Annotated in this window: 15 protein-coding genes; 7 read left to right on the forward strand and 8 right to left on the reverse strand. The window is 65.5% G+C overall.

From position 1 onward, the window contains the following. Window positions 1–99 precede the first annotated feature (99 nt). From ACIQLF_RS09790 to ACIQLF_RS09805, 4 genes are all read right to left on the reverse strand, one after another. Entirely contained in the window at window positions 100–1,035 is a 936-nt protein-coding gene (locus ACIQLF_RS09790; protein ID WP_400297426.1) for a threonine/serine dehydratase, read from the reverse strand. A 97-nt stretch (window positions 1,036–1,132) separates the two neighbouring features. Beyond that, complete coding sequence (locus ACIQLF_RS09795) at window positions 1,133–2,779, reverse strand: ABC-F family ATP-binding cassette domain-containing protein (protein WP_400297428.1); 1,647 nt, start codon at window positions 2,777–2,779, stop codon at window positions 1,133–1,135. A 68-nt stretch (window positions 2,780–2,847) separates the two neighbouring features. After that, the gene (locus ACIQLF_RS09800; protein ID WP_400297431.1) at window positions 2,848–3,759 is read right to left on the reverse strand and encodes a D-alanyl-D-alanine carboxypeptidase family protein; all 912 of its coding nucleotides are present in this window, start codon (window positions 3,757–3,759) and stop codon (window positions 2,848–2,850) included. 115 nt (window positions 3,760–3,874) lie between these two features. Then, window positions 3,875–4,084: a DUF4287 domain-containing protein gene (locus ACIQLF_RS09805; protein WP_400297433.1), complete on the reverse strand. Its 210-nt coding sequence runs from the start codon at window positions 4,082–4,084 to the stop codon at window positions 3,875–3,877. A gap of 290 nt (window positions 4,085–4,374) precedes the next feature. On the opposite strand from ACIQLF_RS09805, the gene ACIQLF_RS09810 reads away from it, so the two are divergent. Next, window positions 4,375–4,740, forward strand: a complete 366-nt coding sequence (locus tag ACIQLF_RS09810) for a hypothetical protein (protein WP_400297436.1) — start codon at window positions 4,375–4,377, stop codon at window positions 4,738–4,740. Between the two features lie 128 nt (window positions 4,741–4,868). Then, window positions 4,869–5,381 carry a GNAT family N-acetyltransferase gene (locus ACIQLF_RS09815; RefSeq protein WP_400297439.1) on the forward strand — a complete coding sequence of 171 codons (513 nt, stop codon included), beginning with the start codon at window positions 4,869–4,871 and terminating at the stop codon, window positions 5,379–5,381. A gap of 146 nt (window positions 5,382–5,527) precedes the next feature. Here the strand turns inward: ACIQLF_RS09815 and ACIQLF_RS09820 are convergent, their stop codons facing one another. Together ACIQLF_RS09820 and ACIQLF_RS09825 are read right to left on the reverse strand one after the other, a co-directional pair. Then, a complete protein-coding gene (locus ACIQLF_RS09820) occupies window positions 5,528–5,980 on the reverse strand; it encodes a MarR family winged helix-turn-helix transcriptional regulator (RefSeq protein ID WP_400297442.1) in 453 nt (150 codons plus the stop codon). Then, window positions 5,973–7,076: an LLM class flavin-dependent oxidoreductase gene (locus ACIQLF_RS09825; protein WP_400297445.1), complete on the reverse strand. Its 1,104-nt coding sequence runs from the start codon at window positions 7,074–7,076 to the stop codon at window positions 5,973–5,975. The genes ACIQLF_RS09820 and ACIQLF_RS09825 overlap by 8 nt, the downstream gene beginning before the upstream one ends. 150 nt (window positions 7,077–7,226) lie before the next feature. Between ACIQLF_RS09825 and ACIQLF_RS09830 the strand changes: the two genes are divergently transcribed. Then, window positions 7,227–8,723: an MFS transporter gene (locus tag ACIQLF_RS09830; protein WP_400297448.1), complete on the forward strand. Its 1,497-nt coding sequence runs from the start codon at window positions 7,227–7,229 to the stop codon at window positions 8,721–8,723. A gap of 50 nt (window positions 8,724–8,773) precedes the next feature. On the opposite strand, the gene ACIQLF_RS09835 is transcribed toward ACIQLF_RS09830, so the two are convergent. Beyond that, window positions 8,774–10,510 carry an HNH endonuclease signature motif containing protein gene (locus ACIQLF_RS09835; RefSeq protein WP_400297451.1) on the reverse strand — a complete coding sequence of 579 codons (1,737 nt, stop codon included), beginning with the start codon at window positions 10,508–10,510 and terminating at the stop codon, window positions 8,774–8,776. Between the two features lie 141 nt (window positions 10,511–10,651). Continuing rightward, the gene (locus tag ACIQLF_RS09840) at window positions 10,652–11,104 is read right to left on the reverse strand and encodes a pyridoxamine 5'-phosphate oxidase family protein (RefSeq protein ID WP_400297454.1); all 453 of its coding nucleotides are present in this window, start codon (window positions 11,102–11,104) and stop codon (window positions 10,652–10,654) included. A gap of 477 nt (window positions 11,105–11,581) precedes the next feature. On the opposite strand from ACIQLF_RS09840, the gene ACIQLF_RS09845 reads away from it, so the two are divergent. The 4 genes from ACIQLF_RS09845 to ACIQLF_RS09860 are packed head-to-tail and all read left to right on the forward strand — an operon-like array spanning window position 11,582 to window position 16,696. After that, on the forward strand, window positions 11,582–12,919 hold the full coding sequence (locus ACIQLF_RS09845; RefSeq protein ID WP_400297456.1) for a purine-cytosine permease family protein: 1,338 nt from the start codon (window positions 11,582–11,584) through the stop codon (window positions 12,917–12,919). A 35-nt stretch (window positions 12,920–12,954) separates the two neighbouring features. Next, window positions 12,955–14,508, forward strand: a complete 1,554-nt coding sequence (locus tag ACIQLF_RS09850) for a hydantoinase/oxoprolinase N-terminal domain-containing protein (protein ID WP_400297458.1) — start codon at window positions 12,955–12,957, stop codon at window positions 14,506–14,508. Beyond that, window positions 14,505–15,584, forward strand: a complete 1,080-nt coding sequence (locus ACIQLF_RS09855) for a DUF917 domain-containing protein (protein WP_400297460.1) — start codon at window positions 14,505–14,507, stop codon at window positions 15,582–15,584. The genes ACIQLF_RS09850 and ACIQLF_RS09855 overlap by 4 nt, the downstream gene beginning before the upstream one ends. Beyond that, window positions 15,581–16,696: a DUF917 domain-containing protein gene (locus ACIQLF_RS09860; protein WP_400297463.1), complete on the forward strand. Its 1,116-nt coding sequence runs from the start codon at window positions 15,581–15,583 to the stop codon at window positions 16,694–16,696. The genes ACIQLF_RS09855 and ACIQLF_RS09860 overlap by 4 nt, the downstream gene beginning before the upstream one ends. Window positions 16,697–16,698: the final 2 nt, after the last annotated feature.

Consider the following 16,698-nt stretch of genomic DNA (forward strand, 5'->3'; position numbering starts at 1 on the left):
GGGAGGGTGCAGGTGGGTGTGCCTGTTGGTCGGGCGGTCGGCGAGCCATTCGGCGCGAAGCGGCGCCGCCGCCCGCCGGGCAGTGGGTCTTCGGCGCGCCTACAGGTCCGACGGATCGGTGTTGGCGCCGCAAACCAGCAGGGCCATCCGCTCGCCGGGGGCCGGGACGTAGGCGCCGGAGCGGACAGCGGCCACCACCGTCGCGGCACCGTGCTCGACCGCCATGCGGTAGTTCCGCCACAGCCAGGACCGGGCATCGAGAATCGCCGCCTCGCCCACCGTCACCGTGGAAACGCCGTGCGCCGCGGCAACCTCGAAACCGATCGTGCCGACCAGCCGCGCACCGAGCGAGTCGGCCGCGACGCCCGAAACCTCCACCTCGACCGGGCGGCCGGCGGCCAGCGAGGCGGTCAGCGACGGGCACAGCTCCGGCTCGACGCCGACCACCTTGATCTTCCGGTCGACGCCGGCCGTGATGCCGCCGACCAGCCCGCCGCCACCGACCGCGACGAGCAGGGTGTCCACCCCGCCCGCCGCCTGGTCGATCAATTCAAGTCCGATGGTCCCGGCGCCCGCGACGATTTCCGGCTGGTCGTAGGCGTGGCAGAACAATGCCCCGCGCTGCTCCTCGAACTCGATGGCCGCCTCGTAGGCGTGGCTGTACTCGGTGCCGACCAGGTGGACGACCGCGCCGTAGGCCCTGAGCTTGGCCACCTTCACCGCCGGCGCGTTCCCCGGCACGAAGACGTTCGCCGGAACGCCCAGGGCGGCGGCAGCATAGGCGTTTGCGAGTCCCGCGTTGCCGCCGGATGCCGCGACGATCCCGGCCTCCGCATCGAGTTCCCCTGCCTCCAAGGCCGCCAGCTGCCGGTTGAAGGCGCCGCGCGCCTTGAACGTCCCGGTGACCTGCAGCTGTTCCAGCTTCAGGTGGGTGACCCCGGGAAGTCCCGGGTCGTTGACGGGCATCAGCGGCGTGCGGCGGATGCGTCCGGCGATGCGTGCGGCGGCGTCGAGGACATCGGAATGCTGAAGCATGGGTTGCTCTTTTCCGCCGGCAGTGGCGTTCGGTGCGGGAAGCGGGTGGATGCAGCAGGTTGACGCGGCCGGGCGCGGCCCGACGGGTGCTTGGTCCCTAAGAGTTGATGCCGATGCGGACCTTGCCGTCCTCGACCTGCCAGCGCGCATCAAGCCGGACGTTGTCCAGCAGGCGGCGGTCGTGGGTCACCAAGAGCAGGGCGCCCTCGTATGATTCCAGGGCCTCCTCGAGCTGCTCGATGGCCGGTAGGTCCAGGTGGTTGGTCGGCTCGTCGAGCACCAGCAGGTTGACTCCGCGCGCCTGCAGCAGGGCCAGGCCCGACCGGGTGCGTTCGCCGGGGGACAGGTCGCGGACCAGGGAGGCGGTTTGGTGCGCCTTGAGGCCGAACTTCGCCAGCAGCGTCCGGGCCTCGGCCGGGTTCATCTCCGGCACCGCGAGCTCGAAGGCGTCTCCCAGCGGCGTATCCTCGCCCAGGTAGCTGCGCGCCTGGTCGATCTCGCCGATCGCCACCGAGGAACCCAGCGACGCGGAGCCGGTGTCCGGGGTCAGGTGCCCGAGCAGCAGGTTCAGCAGCGTCGACTTCCCGGCGCCGTTGGGGCCCGTGATGCCGATCCGGTCCCCGGCGTTGACCTGTGCGGAAACCGGGCCGAACGTGAAGTCGCCGCGCGTGATGGAGGCTTCGTTGAGCGTCGAAACGACGGTTGAGCCGCGCGGGGCGGCGGCGATCTCGAACTGCAGCACCCATTCCTTGCGTGGCTCGGCGACCTCGTCCAGCCGCGCGATGCGCGACTCCATCTGGCGGACCTTCTGCGCCTGCTTCTCGGAGGACTCGTTGGACGCCTTGCGGCGCAGCTTGTCGTTGTCCGGGTTCTTCTTCATGGCGTTGCGCACGCCCTGGGAGGACCACTCGCGCTGGGTTCGGGCGCGGGAGACCAGATCGGCCTTCTTGTCGGCGAACTCGTCGTAGGCCTCGCGGGCGTGCCGGCGGTTGATGGCGCGCTCCTCCAGGTAGGAGTCGTAGCCGCCGTCGTAGACCGCGACCTGGTTCTGCGCCAGGTCCAGTTCGACGATGCGGGTGACGCAGCGGGCCAGGAATTCGCGGTCGTGGGACACCAGTACGACGCCGGTGCGCAGCGAGGAAACGAAGGACTCGAGGCGCTCGAGCCCGGCGAGGTCCAGGTCGTTGGTCGGTTCGTCGAGCAGCACCAGGTCAAAGCGGCTGAGGAGCAGTGCGGCCAGAGCCACGCGGGCCACCTGCCCGCCGGAGAGCGCCGTCATCAGGGTGTCGGTGGGCAGGTCGAAACCCAGCTCGGCGAGCGTTGCCGGCGCGCGGTCCTCGAGGTCCATGGCACCGGACGCCATCCAGTGGTCGAACGCCGCGGCGTAGGCGTCGTCGGCTCCCGGAGCGCCGGAACCCAGGGCCTCCGCGGTGGACTCCATGTCGGCGGTGGCCTGGGCGCAGCCGGTGCGGCGGGCCAGATAGGCCTCGATGGTCTCGCCCTCGAGGCGCTCGTGTTCCTGCGGGAGCCAGCCGATGAACGCGCCGTCCGGCGCGGAAGAGACGGTGCCGCCCAGCGGCTCGTCGACGCCGGCCAGCAGACGCAACAGCGTCGACTTTCCGGCACCGTTGGCGCCCACCACGCCGATGACGTCCCCGGGGGAAACAGTGAAGTTCAGGTTGGAGAAAAGGGTTCGGTGGGCGTGGCCACCGGCAAGGTCCTTGGCCACGAGCGTTGCAGTCATGGATCCAGTTTAGTTTCCCGCGCCGCCGGAGCGGACATCGGTGCCCGGCCGGGGAGCGGGCGCGGGAATCAGCGCAGGTACTGCGAGCTCATCCAGCCGGTCTTGGTCCCGACCTTCACCTGGAACCAGACGCCGGAGGCCTTGCCCGTCAGCCTGACCCTGGTGCCTTTCGCGACACTGGCCAGCTTGTCCGAGTCGGTGGTCGCGCTCCGGCGCAGGTTCACCTTGGTGGTGGTGGTCTTGGTGAGGGTGGCCACGCCGTAGTAGTGCTCCAGCGTCTTGGACTTCTTCTTGGCCATGGCGCGGGCCTGTGTGGCGCCGACGTAGCGGAAGTGCCACGGCTCGTACTTGTAGCCGGTTACTGCTTCCTGGCCCTTGGGGTAGCGCAGCACAAAGCCGTACTTCGGGGCGTTCTTGCCCATCCACCTGCCCACCGGGGTGGTGGCGAAGCAGTCATTCAGCGCGCATTTCCGATTGAAGTTTCCGACGTCCAGGCTCAACCCGGTCTGGTGTTCGGAGGTGCCGGGCTTGGCGGCGAGGCTCCGTGCCTTCTCCGGACCGTACCAAACGGTGTAATTGTCGAAGATCGTTTTTTGGGACTTGTACGAGCGGTAACCGGAGGTGAGCTTGATGTTCACCCCGTCCCGTCTGGCTGCCTTGGCAAGGTCTCGATAGGCAGCGGCGGTTCTGGTCTCGAGGCGGATGCCCGTGTCCGCGATCGTCGAGGTCTTCGGGGCGTACTCCTTTGGCGCCAGCGGGTAGGTCTTGTTGACCAACACGTTGAGCTTCTTCGGGTTCCGCGGCGGGGCCGGCTTCTTGGCCAGCTGCGGGGCCGGCGTCAGTGCCGCGGGCGCAAGTGCCTGTGCCGAAGCGGGAACGGATGCCGACGCCGATGCAGGGGCTGCGGCGCCGCCGAAGCCCAGGGTCAAGGAGAGCGTGGCTGTGGCCAGCAGTGCCGGAAGCTTCAGGTGTTTTCGCATGGGTGTGTCCGGTTCCGTTCGCTCGATGGTGCCGTGCCTGTCTTGCGCGGCGTGCCTTGCAAGACATCTTATCCACAATCGGTGGCGAAACTCCCGTGGGCCGGGTGTGGACGGCCTACTGTTGGTGTTCGGCCCTGTAGACGTGGACCAGCGCGTTGGCATGCCCGTGGCCGATGCCGTGTTCGGATTTCAGCCAGTTGACCTGCTCCAAGTGTTTTTGGCCGGCCACGGCGTCCAGCAGTCCCATCCAGTGTTCGATGGGTTGGCCGTACGTGGTTTCGATCGACGGGAAATAGGACTTGGGTCCCTGGGTCGCATCACTCATGCGGTCCATCCCAGCACGCCGCGGCCCCTCCCGCAAGGGCCGGGATTCAAGAACGAAGGCGGGCGGGCGCGAAAACCAGCAGGCCCAAGCCGGTGGGGCCGGTGACTTTGTACCCTATCCGGGCAAGGTGCGCGGGAGCAGGATGAGAGTAGCCGACGGAAGGCTGTGGGACCAGGCGCAAGCCAGGGTCCGCATCGGGTTTCCGGCGGAGCCCGAACGGGCGACCCCTCATCGCGTATCGACAAACTCGTGAATCGGGGGACGGGATGAAAGGCAAGGAGATCTGGACCATGAAGCGGTTTACTGGATGGCAGAACTGGTTGGTGGTGGCCTGCGGCGTCTACACGTTGCTTGCCATGACGTGGACCAACGCGATGGGAATGTCCATGGCGTACATGACTGCCGGTGGTATCGCGTTGATTGTGATTGGTGCGGTCAACCTGGCAATGCCGGGCATGCCCGCTGCCGAATGGGTGCAGCTCGTCGTGGCACTGTTGGTTGTCGCGGCACCGTGGATGGGTAGCTTCGCTTCCGGAATGCCGGGCGTGGCATGGAATACCTGGATCCCGGGCGTGGTGGCACTCGTCGCCACGGGCATGGCGGTCAAGCCGGCGATGCGCGAGTACCGCGAGCATCACCATGCTGCCTCGCACTAGGTGAGCACAACCGATTCGCAGGGCCCGGCCAGCAAGGCCGGGTCTTGCTCCATGTATGGGCTTGGTTGCCGGTGTCCGGGATTGGCGGCCGGTGTCGCCGCGCAACCCCTGCACGATACCCTTGAACCATGTTGCTGCGCACCGAAACCCCTGCCGACCGCCCCGCGATTCGTGAACTGACCATTCGGGCATTTGCCGACAGCGAGAGTGGCGTTGAGCCCGGCGAGGCCGCGTTGCTGGATGACCTCTTCGGGTGCGAGGAATACCTGCAGGACTTTTCGGTGGTTGCCGAGGTCGACGGAAACATCGTCGGCCATGTGATCGCCACCCGTGGTTGGGTCGACGGGGACGTCCCGCTGCTGGGACTGGGGCCGATCTCGGTGCTTCCCGATCACCAGGGCCGTGGCATCGGCGGGGCGCTGCTCGACGAAATCCGCGACCGTGCGGCGGCCGCGGGGGAGCGAGCCATCGTCTTGCTGGGCCACATCGGCTACTACCCGCGCTTCGGCTACGTCCCGGCCATCCCCGCAGGCATCCTGCCCTCGGACATGTCGTGGGGCGACCACTTCATGGTGCTGGCGCTGGACGGCCACAAGTTGCCGGCCGGCAAGTTCAGGTACGCGGCACCGTTCGGCGTCTGAGACGGCCCGTCGGGCAGGACATTCCTGTCTCCAAGGCCTGGCCAGGCCATGTAGCCGTCGAGCCGCGCAAAAGAACCGCGGGTACCGGGGAAGTTGATTCTTCGCCCGGTACCCGCGGATCTTTTTCGTCGGGAACAGCTGCCCGCCTAGTCGGACTCGACGTGGTCGCGCAGCTTGGTGGTCAGCCGTTCCAGGACGGCGAACTCCTCGGCGGTGAGTGCATCGCCGATCAGTGCATGGATGCCCTTGACGTGCTCGCGGCCGATCTCCTTCTGCAACTTGGCGCCGGCCTGGGTCAGCGTGAACAACACGGCCCGCTGGTCGGTGGGATCCGGCTGCCGGGCGACCAGGCCCTTGGCCTCCAGCCGGTCGGCCATGCGGCTGAGGCTCGGCTGGGAAATGAGCAGGTGCTGGTTCAGGTCCGAGAGGCGGCTGGACCCGGAAGGGCAGCGGGCCAGGTTGAAGAGCACGTCGTATTCGCGGGTGCTCAGCAGCTTGAACTCCGGCAGCTTCTGCAGCTTGCGCATCACGGACACCTGGGCCCTGAAGAGGGATTCCCAGGCGGCGTTGGAGGCGCGCAGGGAGGCGTGCTCAGGCATCGGTGTTCCCTGCGAACAGCTTGGCGTCGCGGGCGGCCACGCGGTTGGCGTGGGTGGGGGCCTCCGGGTGGTCGGACGGCTTGCGCGCGTCGAGCTCCTTGCGCAGTTCCGGCAGCACGTACTCGCCGAAGAGGTCAAGCTGCTCCAGCACGGTCTTGACCGGCAGGCCCGCGTGGTCGACCAGGAAGAGCTGGCGGTGGTAGTCGCCGAACGCCTCCTGGAAGGTGAGGGTCTTCTCGATCATTTCCTGCGGCGAGCCGACGGTCAGCGGGGTCTGCTCCATGAAGTCCTCCATGGAGGGGCCGTGGCCGTAGACCGGTGCGTTGTTGAAGTACGGGCGGAACTCGTTCTTCGCGTCCTGGGAGTTCTTGCGGATGAAGAACTGGCCGCCGAGGCCGACGATCGCCTGGTCCGCGCGGCCGTGGCCGTAGTGCTCGTAGCGTTCGCGGTAGAGGCTGATCAGCTGCTGGTAGTGCTCCTTGGGCCAGAAGATGTTGTTGGCGAAGAAGCCGTCGCCGTAGTAGGCGGCGATCTCCGCGACCTGCGGGGTGCGGATCGACCCGTGCCAGACGAACGGGGCCACGCCGTCCAGCGGGCGCGGGGTTGAGGTGAAGTTCTGCAGCGGGGTGCGGTACTTGCCTTCCCAGTTCACGACGTCCTCGTCCCAGAGGCGGCGCAGCAGGTTGTAGTTCTCCACCGTCAGGTTCACCGAGTCCTGCATGTTCTTGCCGAACCACGGGTAGACCGGTGCCGTGTTGCCGCGGCCCAGCACCAGGTCCACGCGGCCGCCGGCGAGGTTCTGCAGCATGGCGAAGTCCTCGGCGATCTTCACCGGGTCGTTGGTGGTGATCAGCGTGGTGGCGGTGGAGAGGATCAGTTTCTCGGTCTGCGCCGCGATGTACGCCAGCGTGGTGGTGGGGGACGACGAGAAGAACGGGCGGTTGTGGTGCTCGCCGATGGCGAAGACATCCATCCCGACCTCTTCGGTCTTCTTGGCGATGGCGACGATGTCGTCGATGCGCTGCTTCTCGGTCGGCGTGCTGCCGCTGACCGGGTTGCGGGTGATGTCGCTGACGCTGAAAATGCCGAACTGCATTCTGTCCCTCCTGAGGGGTGTTGGTGCTGGCAACCATTCTGCCATATTTGCATGCGTTTGCATGTAATAGCGCGAAGTGGGTTGGAATAATTCCCGCGGGCCTTGTGCTGCGCATCACGTCAGGGTTGAAGTTCGCGGTAGAGTCCCGCTATGAACCATTCACCCACCCCGCCCGTCCGCCCCGCGGGCCTTGTCACCCACGCCCCGGTGCGCTGGGGCGCCGTCGCCTCGATCGTCGGTTTCCTGGCCCTGGTGGAGATCACCAGCGGCATCCTGCAGGGCTACTACACGCCGCTGATGACCGACATCGCGCGCCACCTGGGCATCCACGACGCCGACGTGAACTGGTTCGAGGCCGCCCAGCTGATGGTCTCGGCTCTCGCGGTGCCGCTGCTGGCATCCCTCGGGGACATTTTCGGGCACAAGCGCATGCTGCTCATCTCCGCAATCGTCACAGCCGCCGCATCATGGGCCGTGGTGTTCGCCGGTTCATTCACCACTTTCCTGATCGCCTGGGCATTCCAGGGGTTCTACGCGGTGTGGCTGCCACTGGAAATTGCCATCATCTTCTCCCGCTCCCGCAAGCTCGGCGCACCTGGCCCCATCACCCGCCGCGCCGCGGGCCTGCTGGTGGGTGCCCTCGAGCTGGGCGTGATCGGCGGCGCCTTGGCCGGCGGTGCACTTATCGGGGTGTTCGGCGGCAACCTCGCCTTGACCATGGTGGTTCCGGCGGTCGCCACGACGCTGTGCATCTTTGCCGTTGGCTTCGGCGTACCAGACGACGGGGCGCGCAGCGGAGCCAAGATCGACGGCGGAGGCTTCGGCTACCTGGCCGTCGGGTTGCTGTTGCTCACCAGCGGGTTGAGCTTCCTGCGCATCAACGGGCCTTCCAGCCCGCTGGTCTGGGGCTGCCTGGTGCTTGGCCTGGCCGTGCTCTACGTGTTCTACCGCCACGAAAACAAGCAGGACGACCCGCTGATCGATTTCAAGGTGCTCTTCGCCCGTTCCATGTGGCCGCTGCAGCTCACCGCCGGCCTGTTTGGCGTCTCGGTGCTCGGGGCGCAGATCCCGATGAGTACCTTTGCCCGCACCGATCCGGCGGTGAACGGCTACGGGCTGGGCATGAGCGCCTCGGGCGTCTCGATCATCATTGGCGCCTACGTGCTCTCGCTGCTCATCGGCGCGCTGCTCTTCCCGGTGGCGGCACGTCTTCTGGGAACCCGAATGACGCTGGTTGCGGCAAACACCCTGGTGGGCATCGGCTACCTGATGTTCCTGCCGCTGCACGGATCGCTCACCCAGGTCCTGACCAACATGATTGTTGCGGGCCTGGGATCCGGCGCACTGGTCGCGGCACTTCCGGCCGCGGCGGCCGCGGCGGCTCCGTTCAACCGGACCGGCATGGCCACGGGGTTGACCAATGCGGTCAAGACCATCGGCGGGTCCTTTGCCTCGGCGATCTTCGGACTGGCGCTGATCGGGCAGGTTGCCGGAGCCGCGAGCGAGGGGGCCGCCGAGAACTTTGCCGCCCCGCTGGCTGGCTACATGATCGTGTGGGCCATCTGTGGGGTAACCGCCATCGTGTGTGCGCTTGCGTTGTTGGCGGTGCCGCGCGGAGCGTTGGAGGATGCGCCGGCAAACGTGTAGTCAGAGGAATATGTTGTTGTGGGGCGTTGGGGACTGCCGACGAAGCGAACCTAGAACAGAGTCGGTTTCGGGCCCTGCCAGTAGGAGTTGCGCCGCGGAATCTGCTCCGGGTCCAAGTACTTCGGCAGCAGAAGATGCGGCAAGCCGTTGTACATGATGACCTTGAGCTCCCCATTGTCGATGCCGTGGTGGTGCGCCGTGCATTGTGCGATCAACGACCCCACACTGGTGCCCCCGCCGTTCTGGAACTGGTCGATGTGGTGGAATTCAAGATGCTCCGGTGGCACCGAACAACCAGGGAAAAGACAACCGCCGTCGCGGGCCAGCACCGCACGCTTCATGTAGTCGGGGGCGAAACGCATTTCCTGCCCGACGTCGAGTATCTCGCTTTGACCGCCAAGCACCATCGGAATCACGCCTTCGGTGGCAAGCTGTCGTCGTAGGTGTCCAACGGGGACTTCCAATCCGTGCGCCGTCCAACCCGCTCCCGTGGCAAGGCCCAGCAATGTTTCCAGATACACGTACACCACGATGTTTGCCCTGGGCAGACCGGTGGTTCCTCTCGCCGGTGGGGAATTCGGTGCACGCATCAGATTCAACAGCGTTTGCAGGTACCGCTGCGGCCGGGTAAGTCCGTCGGGACCGGGTTCCGTCGAATTCCTGCTGCCTGGACCGATGGATCCGAGTGCCACTGTTCCGCTGTTGAACTGGTCGTCAAATGTTTCGGCGTTGGCTGGTCTGGTGAACCAATCCGGGCCATCGATCTGGGACGCGGGTTCCGATGTGGTTTCCGGCGGATGCTGGGATTCGTGGGCGCCGTCCTCGGGGTTTGGGTCCGTGTGGATGTCCGAATTCTTCCCGGGTAGCGTAGCGGCCTCGAACAGTGCATGACGGTTTCCGGCATTGGTGCCAGGGTTGTCAGACCTGGCGAAATGCGACATGAACACCTCGGCGTCCAGATTCAGCATGCAAACGCTCAAATACGTGAAGTGCCGGGTGCGCTTGGTGATGAAAACACCGGTCTTCTCGCGAATTTCGGCAGCGCTGGGGAGCATGGTGGCGCCTTCGAGCTCGTCGCCCAGTTGGTCGAAAAGCTTCCTGGTGTTCTTCGCAATGCCAGTGGCAACGGATGTGGCAACGCGTTCCTCGAGTTCCCGTGCCAGCCGAGCCGCATCGGGTCGGGCCTGGATGCTTGGGCGGAGCTTGTCCAGCCGGCGGGCGGCATCGGCGGTGGGGCGCAATCGGGCCTTCCCGGCGCGCAGCTGGTCGGCGAGTTGCGGGTATCTGGGACCAAGCTGGATGCCATGCTCGTCAAGGTGCGGCAGCAATGCCTCGGCGGCGGCCAGCCTGTCTTGGGCCTCGAAATAGGTGATCCCCAGGGAGCCTTCGAGGCATTCGGCGGGGTTCTTGAATTCGAGCCGGCCCGTGGGGACAGCGGTGGGGTCCGGAGGGAGGACAATGGTGCCCTCAACGTAACTGGTGGGGTTATCGGCGATGCCGCGCAGGCCGGTGAGGATTTCAGCCGAGAGCTCGTGGACAAGGTTGCGCTGGGCCAGTTGGGCGACGGCGATTTGCGTGATTTCAAGTTCCCGGTGGGCTAGTTCGACGGCCTCGGCCAGCAACAGCACACGGGTGGGGGAACCCGACTCGTTTTCCAGTCGTTGGATCAGGATTCGGGCAAGCTGCAGGGTATTGAGCAGGGCGCGCAGTTCATCATCCGGGGTCGGTGCGTACCCCGGTTCGTCACGGTGTCCCGTGACCGCTGCGATGAATTGCGTTGCTTCCACGACCCCAGTGTGGGGGACTCGCCGTCCCCGGTGGGTTGGCTGCACGGGAGTGTGGATAACCCTTGGGCACAGCGGGGGACCCGGCGCCAGGGAGGCCGCGGGCGTGGCAGCATGGCAGGATCCGTGGCGGGGTGCCTGCGTTCAGCCGTGCTTCATGTGCTTCCACCAAGTCATGGGTTCGGTCACGTGGAAGCGGCGGCCGGTGACGCTGGTGGGAACGATGCGCACGAACTGGTCTTTCGGGCCGGGCTCCCACGGGAAGAGCATGAGCGAGAACGAGTCGACGAGTTCCTCGATGCCCTGGAACAGCTCCACGGTTCCCTCGATCATGACCGACCAGGCGACGCCGGTTTCCTGGTCGACGCCGTCGGCCTCGAACGCGACGTTCGGTTGCAGGCGCATGACGTCGAGCTTGTTTCCGGGGCCGGTGCGGAACACTACGGTGCCGTGGTCGACGGTGTAGTTGATCGGGAAGATCCTCGGCTGGTCGCCGTGGCTGACGGCCAGGTGCCCGACCGAGACGCTCCGCAACTGTTCCCAGCACTGGTGGGATTCGAGGACCTCGGTCCCCGGGTGGCGCTGTTGTTTTTCCATGCCACGAGCGTACGTCGGCGCCGGAGTTGTTGCCAGAGGTATCGATTCGGTGAACGAGCAAATGTCTGTCTTCATTTCCTCGGATGTCACGGTGGAGCGAGGGCGCGTAGCCGAAAGACAGCTTGCAATGCTGCGTGCGGATCGCTCTGATGTCGGCGGTCGGGTGATTCGCGGGCAGCGTGCGACGAAGCCGTTGGGTACGGCAAGATCCAGAAGCGGCGAGCTGGGTGTGAAGGTGCTCCAAGCGCATATCCGAAGCGAATGCTCCTCGAACGCGCGGTCAAGCCCGCAGTGTTATCGGTGCCCGGTTGTGCCAGCCCCGTCTTCGATTTCGTCAGTGACGAATCGGCGAGCACCTGTGCTTGATGCACACTAATCTGGGCAATATGTGCATATTGCACGTGGCGCGGATCATGAATCCTCCATAACTTAAGTGAGTCCCCGCATCCGCACTATCCACTTTGTCCAAGGAGCAACATGGCACATCCGACGCACGCCGACGATTTCGCCCTCTCCCGTGTCACCCCGCAGGCGCAGAAGCCATGGTTCGGCATTGCCGTCCAACGCTTCGGCCAGGTCTCAGCGCTCTCGCAATTCCTGCTGGGCGCGACGCTAGGCTTCAGCATGACCTTCGGAGAAGCGGCCCTGGCTCTACTCTTCGGGTCGATCATTCTTGAGATTCTGATGTGCATTGTTGGCATCATCGGCCAGAAGGAAGGCCTCAACACCGCACTATTGGCCCGCTGGACCGGTTTCGGTGACGTGGGAGCCTCCTTGGTTGGACTGGCCATCGGCATCAGCCTGATTGGCTGGTTCGGCATCCAGAGCGCCATCTCCGCACAGTCACTTGATGTGCTCATGCCCAACATGCTTCCCATGTGGGTCTGGTCCCTGCTTTTCGGCCTGGCAGTCACTGGCATCGTCGCCTTCGGCTTCTCCGGCATGCAGCGCCTGGCCAACATCACCGTGCCGCTATTCCTGGTTCTTGTCGGGTGGTCTGTGATCAGCGAACTTCGGAACCACTCCTTGGGCGAGTTGTTGACCTCCCCGGCTCCGGGCCCGACCATGACCGTCTGGCAGGGAACCGCAGTGGTGGCGGGCGGACTCATCGTCGGCGCCATCATCACCGCCGACATGACCCGGTTCAACCGTTCCAAGGCGGACGTCGTCAAGCAGACGGTGCTTGGCGTGACCCTCGGTGAGTTCGTCATCGGGCTGGCCGGCGTCCTACTGGCCCATGCCGCGGCCACCGGCGACATCGTGGCGATCGTGACGTCTTCCATCGGCTTCGTCGGACTGCTGATCGTGATTACCGGAACCTTGAAGATCAATGACTGGAACCTCTATTCCTCGTCGCTTGGGCTGATCAATTTCGTCTCCACGACCTTCAACAAGAACCTGAACCGCGTCACCACCACCGTGGTTCTGGGCTTGGTCGGATCCATCCTTGCCGCGGCCGGCATCCTCTCACGCTTCACGGACTTCCTGATCGTGTTGGGCGTCGCCTTCCCTCCGATCGCCGGAATCATGGTCGCGGAGTACTACATCCTCAAGCGGTGGCGCGGTGAACTCGATGCCACGCGCCTTTTGGGCACCCTGCCGGAAACCGCGCCGCGCGTCGTCCCGGCAACCATCATCATTTGGGTGGTCTCCTCGGTGGCCGGATACTTCGTCACTTGGGGTATCCCATCGCTGATCTCACTATTCCTATCAATGGCGCTCTACGTTGCCGCGGGCAAGCTCGGACTGGTCAGGGGTGTAGGGCAATCCCGCACCCTCCAGTCCGAACCCGCGAACGTCTCAACCGCAGCCTGAAACCAGACCTCACACATTTAGCGAAGGACTAGACCATGCATATCGGAATCGATGTCGGGGGCACCAACACCGACGCCGTGCTGATGGACGGGCGCCAGACGCTCGGCGCAGTCAAGCACGCCACCACACCCGACGTGACCACCGGAATCGTCGAGGCGATCCAAGACCTGCGACGCGGACACCACTTCGAGGGCGAGCAAGTCACCGCCGTCATGATCGGCACTACCCATTTCATCAACGCACTGGTTCAGGCCAAGCACTTGGCCCCCACTGCGGCACTGCGCCTGGGGCTTCCCGCAACCAAGGCACTGCCGCCGCTGGTGGACTGGCCCGAAGGGCTGAAGAACGCCATCAACGCGCGCAGCTACCTTGCACACGGTGGTTACGAATTCGACGGACGGCCCATCTCGCCGCTGGACCCCGATGAATTGCGTGCCCACGCCGCGGACATGAAAGCCCACGGCATCCGCTCGGTCGCGATTTCATCGGTCTTCAGCCCCGTCAACCACGACCTCGAGGTCAGGGCCGCGGAAATCGTCGCGGAAGTCCTCGGAAGCGATGTCGCCATCTCACTTTCCCACGAGATCGGCCGCATTGGCCTGCTGGAACGCGAAAACGCCACGATCATCAACGCTGCGCTGCGTGAACTGGCGGCTGAGATCGTGGACGGGCTCACAGTTGCAGTGCGCGCCGAGGGCATCGAATCACCCATTTACCTGAGCCAGAACGATGGCACACTGATGGACGAGGACTACGTGCGCCGCTACCCCGTGGCGACCTTCGCCTCCGGGCCCACCAACTCGATGCGCGGGGCCGCGCTCACTTCCGGCCTGGCTACCTGCGCCGTCATTGACATCGGCGGCACCACCGCGGACATCGGCCTGCTGGTCAACGGCTTCCCGCGCGAAACGGCCAACGAGGTCAAGGTCGCGGGCATCCGCACCAACTTCCGCATGCCGGACGTGCTGTCACTAGGCATCGGAGGCGGCAGCATCGTCGACACCGAAACCGGTGAAGTGGGCCCTGAATCGGTCGGCTACAAGCTGAGCACGGAGGCCTTGGTCTTTGGCGGCGGTACGCTCACTGCCACCGACATAGCCGTGGCGGCAGGCCGCGTGGAGATCGGGGATCGGAGCAAGGTCGCCCATCTGGATCCGGTCTTCGTGCAGAAGGTCCTGGCGCGGATTGCCGAACGGGTGTCCGAGGCGGTCGATAGGATGCGCACGTCGCCGGAACCCATCTCCGTGGTGGCGGTTGGCGGCGGCTCTATCCTCCTGGCCGATGAACTGCCGCTCTTTGGGGCCGTGAATCGCCCGGAAAACTACGCGGTTGCCAACGCCATCGGAGCATCCATAGCCCAGGTCGGAGGCGAGATCGACAAGGTGTACACCATCGAGCCGGGCCGCAGAGAGGAATCCCTGGCTGCAGTGCGCTCCGAGGCCATCGACAAGGCCATCGCTGCGGGGGCGTCCCCGCGCTCCGTCAAAATCATCGACTTCGACGAGGTGCCCATCCCGTACCTGCCGGGCAACGCCACGCGCATCCGGGTCAAGGCCGTCGGCGACCTGGAAATGGGGGTTCGGGTATGAGCTGGATGATATCCCTTGACATGATCGCGCCTCTGGCCCGCGGCGCGGCGGTGCTGGGCACCGGAGGGGGAGGAGACCCTTACATCGGCTCGCTGCTCGCCGAACAGGCATTGCGCGAACACGGTCCCGTCACGGCCATCTCGCTGGAGGAGGTGCCTGATGACGCCCTTGCGCTCACAGTCTCCATGATGGGCGCGCCCACCGTCATGGTGGAAAAACTGCCGAGCCTCGAGGAGCTCGTGGCGCCCGTCCGCGCACTGGAAAAGCACCTGGGACGGAAGATGACCCATGTTGCGTGTGCGGAGGTCGGCGGCGTGAACTCCACCATCCCGATCGCCGCGGCGGCCGTCCTGGGATTGCCGCTGATCGATGCGGACGGCATGGGCAGGGCCTTCCCGGAGCTGCAGATGCTTCTGCCCACGCTCTACGGAATCACCGCATCCCCGCTGGCCATCAGCGACGAAAAGGGCAACACCGCTGTGCTGGAAACTGCAAACAACCTCTGGACCGAACGGATCGCCCGGGTTGCCTGCGTGGAGATGGGGTGCTCCGTGATGGTCGCCGGGTTCGCCATGGACGGCCGGCAGGCCAGAGCCTCCATGGTGCCCGGTTCCCTGGGCCACTGCCTGTCTATCGGCACCGGCATCGAGGAGGCCCGCGCCGCCAAGACCGACCCCGTCGCGGTGGTGCTCGACCTCATCGGAGGGCTGGAAATATTTGCAGGCAAGGTCGTGGACGTCGAACGCGGCACCACCAAGGGCTTTGCCCGTGGCAACGCACGGATCGAGGACGCCGATTCCACGCTGAGGCTCTCCTTCCAAAACGAACACCTGATTGCCCAGACCGGGGCCCGGGTACTGGCCACCACTCCCGACCTGATCATGGTGCTGGACCACGAATCCGGGGAGCCGATCACCACCGAGTCGCTGCGCTACGGGCAACGGGTGCGCGTGCTCAGCGCGCCCAGCGACCCCCGCTGGCATTCCCCAGAGGCCCTGGCCATGGTGGGGCCAGGGTACTTCGGTTACGACATGCCATCGCACCGCTTCGACGGTGTTCCGGAGCCGGTTTCATGAGCTGGCAGCTGCGCGCCTCTGACCTCGATGACCTGGCCCGCGGAGCCACGTTGCTGGGCACGGGCGGTGGCGGGGACCCTTACATCGGAAAGATGCTGGTGGAACGCGTCCTGGGCGATGGGCACATCACCATCCTGGATCCGGAGGAGATCGACGACGATATGTTCGTGATCCCCACCGCCCAAATGGGTGCCCCCACGGTCATGGTCGAGAAGATCCCGGCCGGGACCGAGGCTCTGTTGGCCCTGCGCACCCTGGAAGAACACTTGGGCCGTACCGCCGATGCGACGATGCCCATCGAATGTGGCGGCATCAACTCGATGATTCCGCTGGCGGTTGCCGTTGAGGCGGGACTTCCCGTCATCGATGCAGACGGTATGGGGAGGGCCTTCCCCGAGCTGTCCATGGAGACCTTTGCAGTGTACGGGGTGCACGGCTCGCCGCTGGCGCTTGCCGGCGAACGCGGCGAGAAGGTCGTCATTGACACGGGGGACGACGACAGGCAGATGGAATGGCTGGCCCGGGGCATCACCGTCCGCCTGGGCGGGGTGGGGCACATTGCCGAATATTCGATGACGGGCGCCGATGTCAAGCGGACCGCCGTGCCACGCACGCTCTCCATGGCGCTGGCCCTGGGCCGGGCCATTCGCATGGCCCGGGAAGAACATGGCTCGCCCTTCGAAGCTATCGCCAAGACGCTGTCGAGCACCCTGTACTGCCACGTCAGGGAGCTCTTTATTGGCAAGGTAAGCGACGTGGAGCGGCGCACCACTGACGGATTCGCCAAGGGAAGTGCGGTGATTTCCCCGCTCGGAGTCGAAGGGGGCGAAGACCTGGAGATCGTGTTCCAAAACGAGAATCTGGTGGCACGCTGTGGCGGGGCCATCCTGGCCATCGTCCCGGACCTGATTTGCGTCCTTGACGCCGAAAGCGGGGAACCTATCACCACCGAAGGATTGCGCTACGGGCAACGTGTGAGGGTGCTGGGAATCTCGACCCCGGAGATGATGCGCACCCCCGCGGCCCTTGCCGCCTTTGGCCCCGCCGCATTCGGCCTCGAGGAGTCATTCGTCCCCGTGGAACAGCAAGGATTGCTGCGGGTGCCCCGATAGGA

Origin of the sequence: Paeniglutamicibacter sp. NPDC091659, from assembly GCF_044756805.1 — a bacterium.
In the GTDB taxonomy this organism is placed as follows: Bacteria; Actinomycetota; Actinomycetes; order Actinomycetales; family Micrococcaceae; genus Paeniglutamicibacter.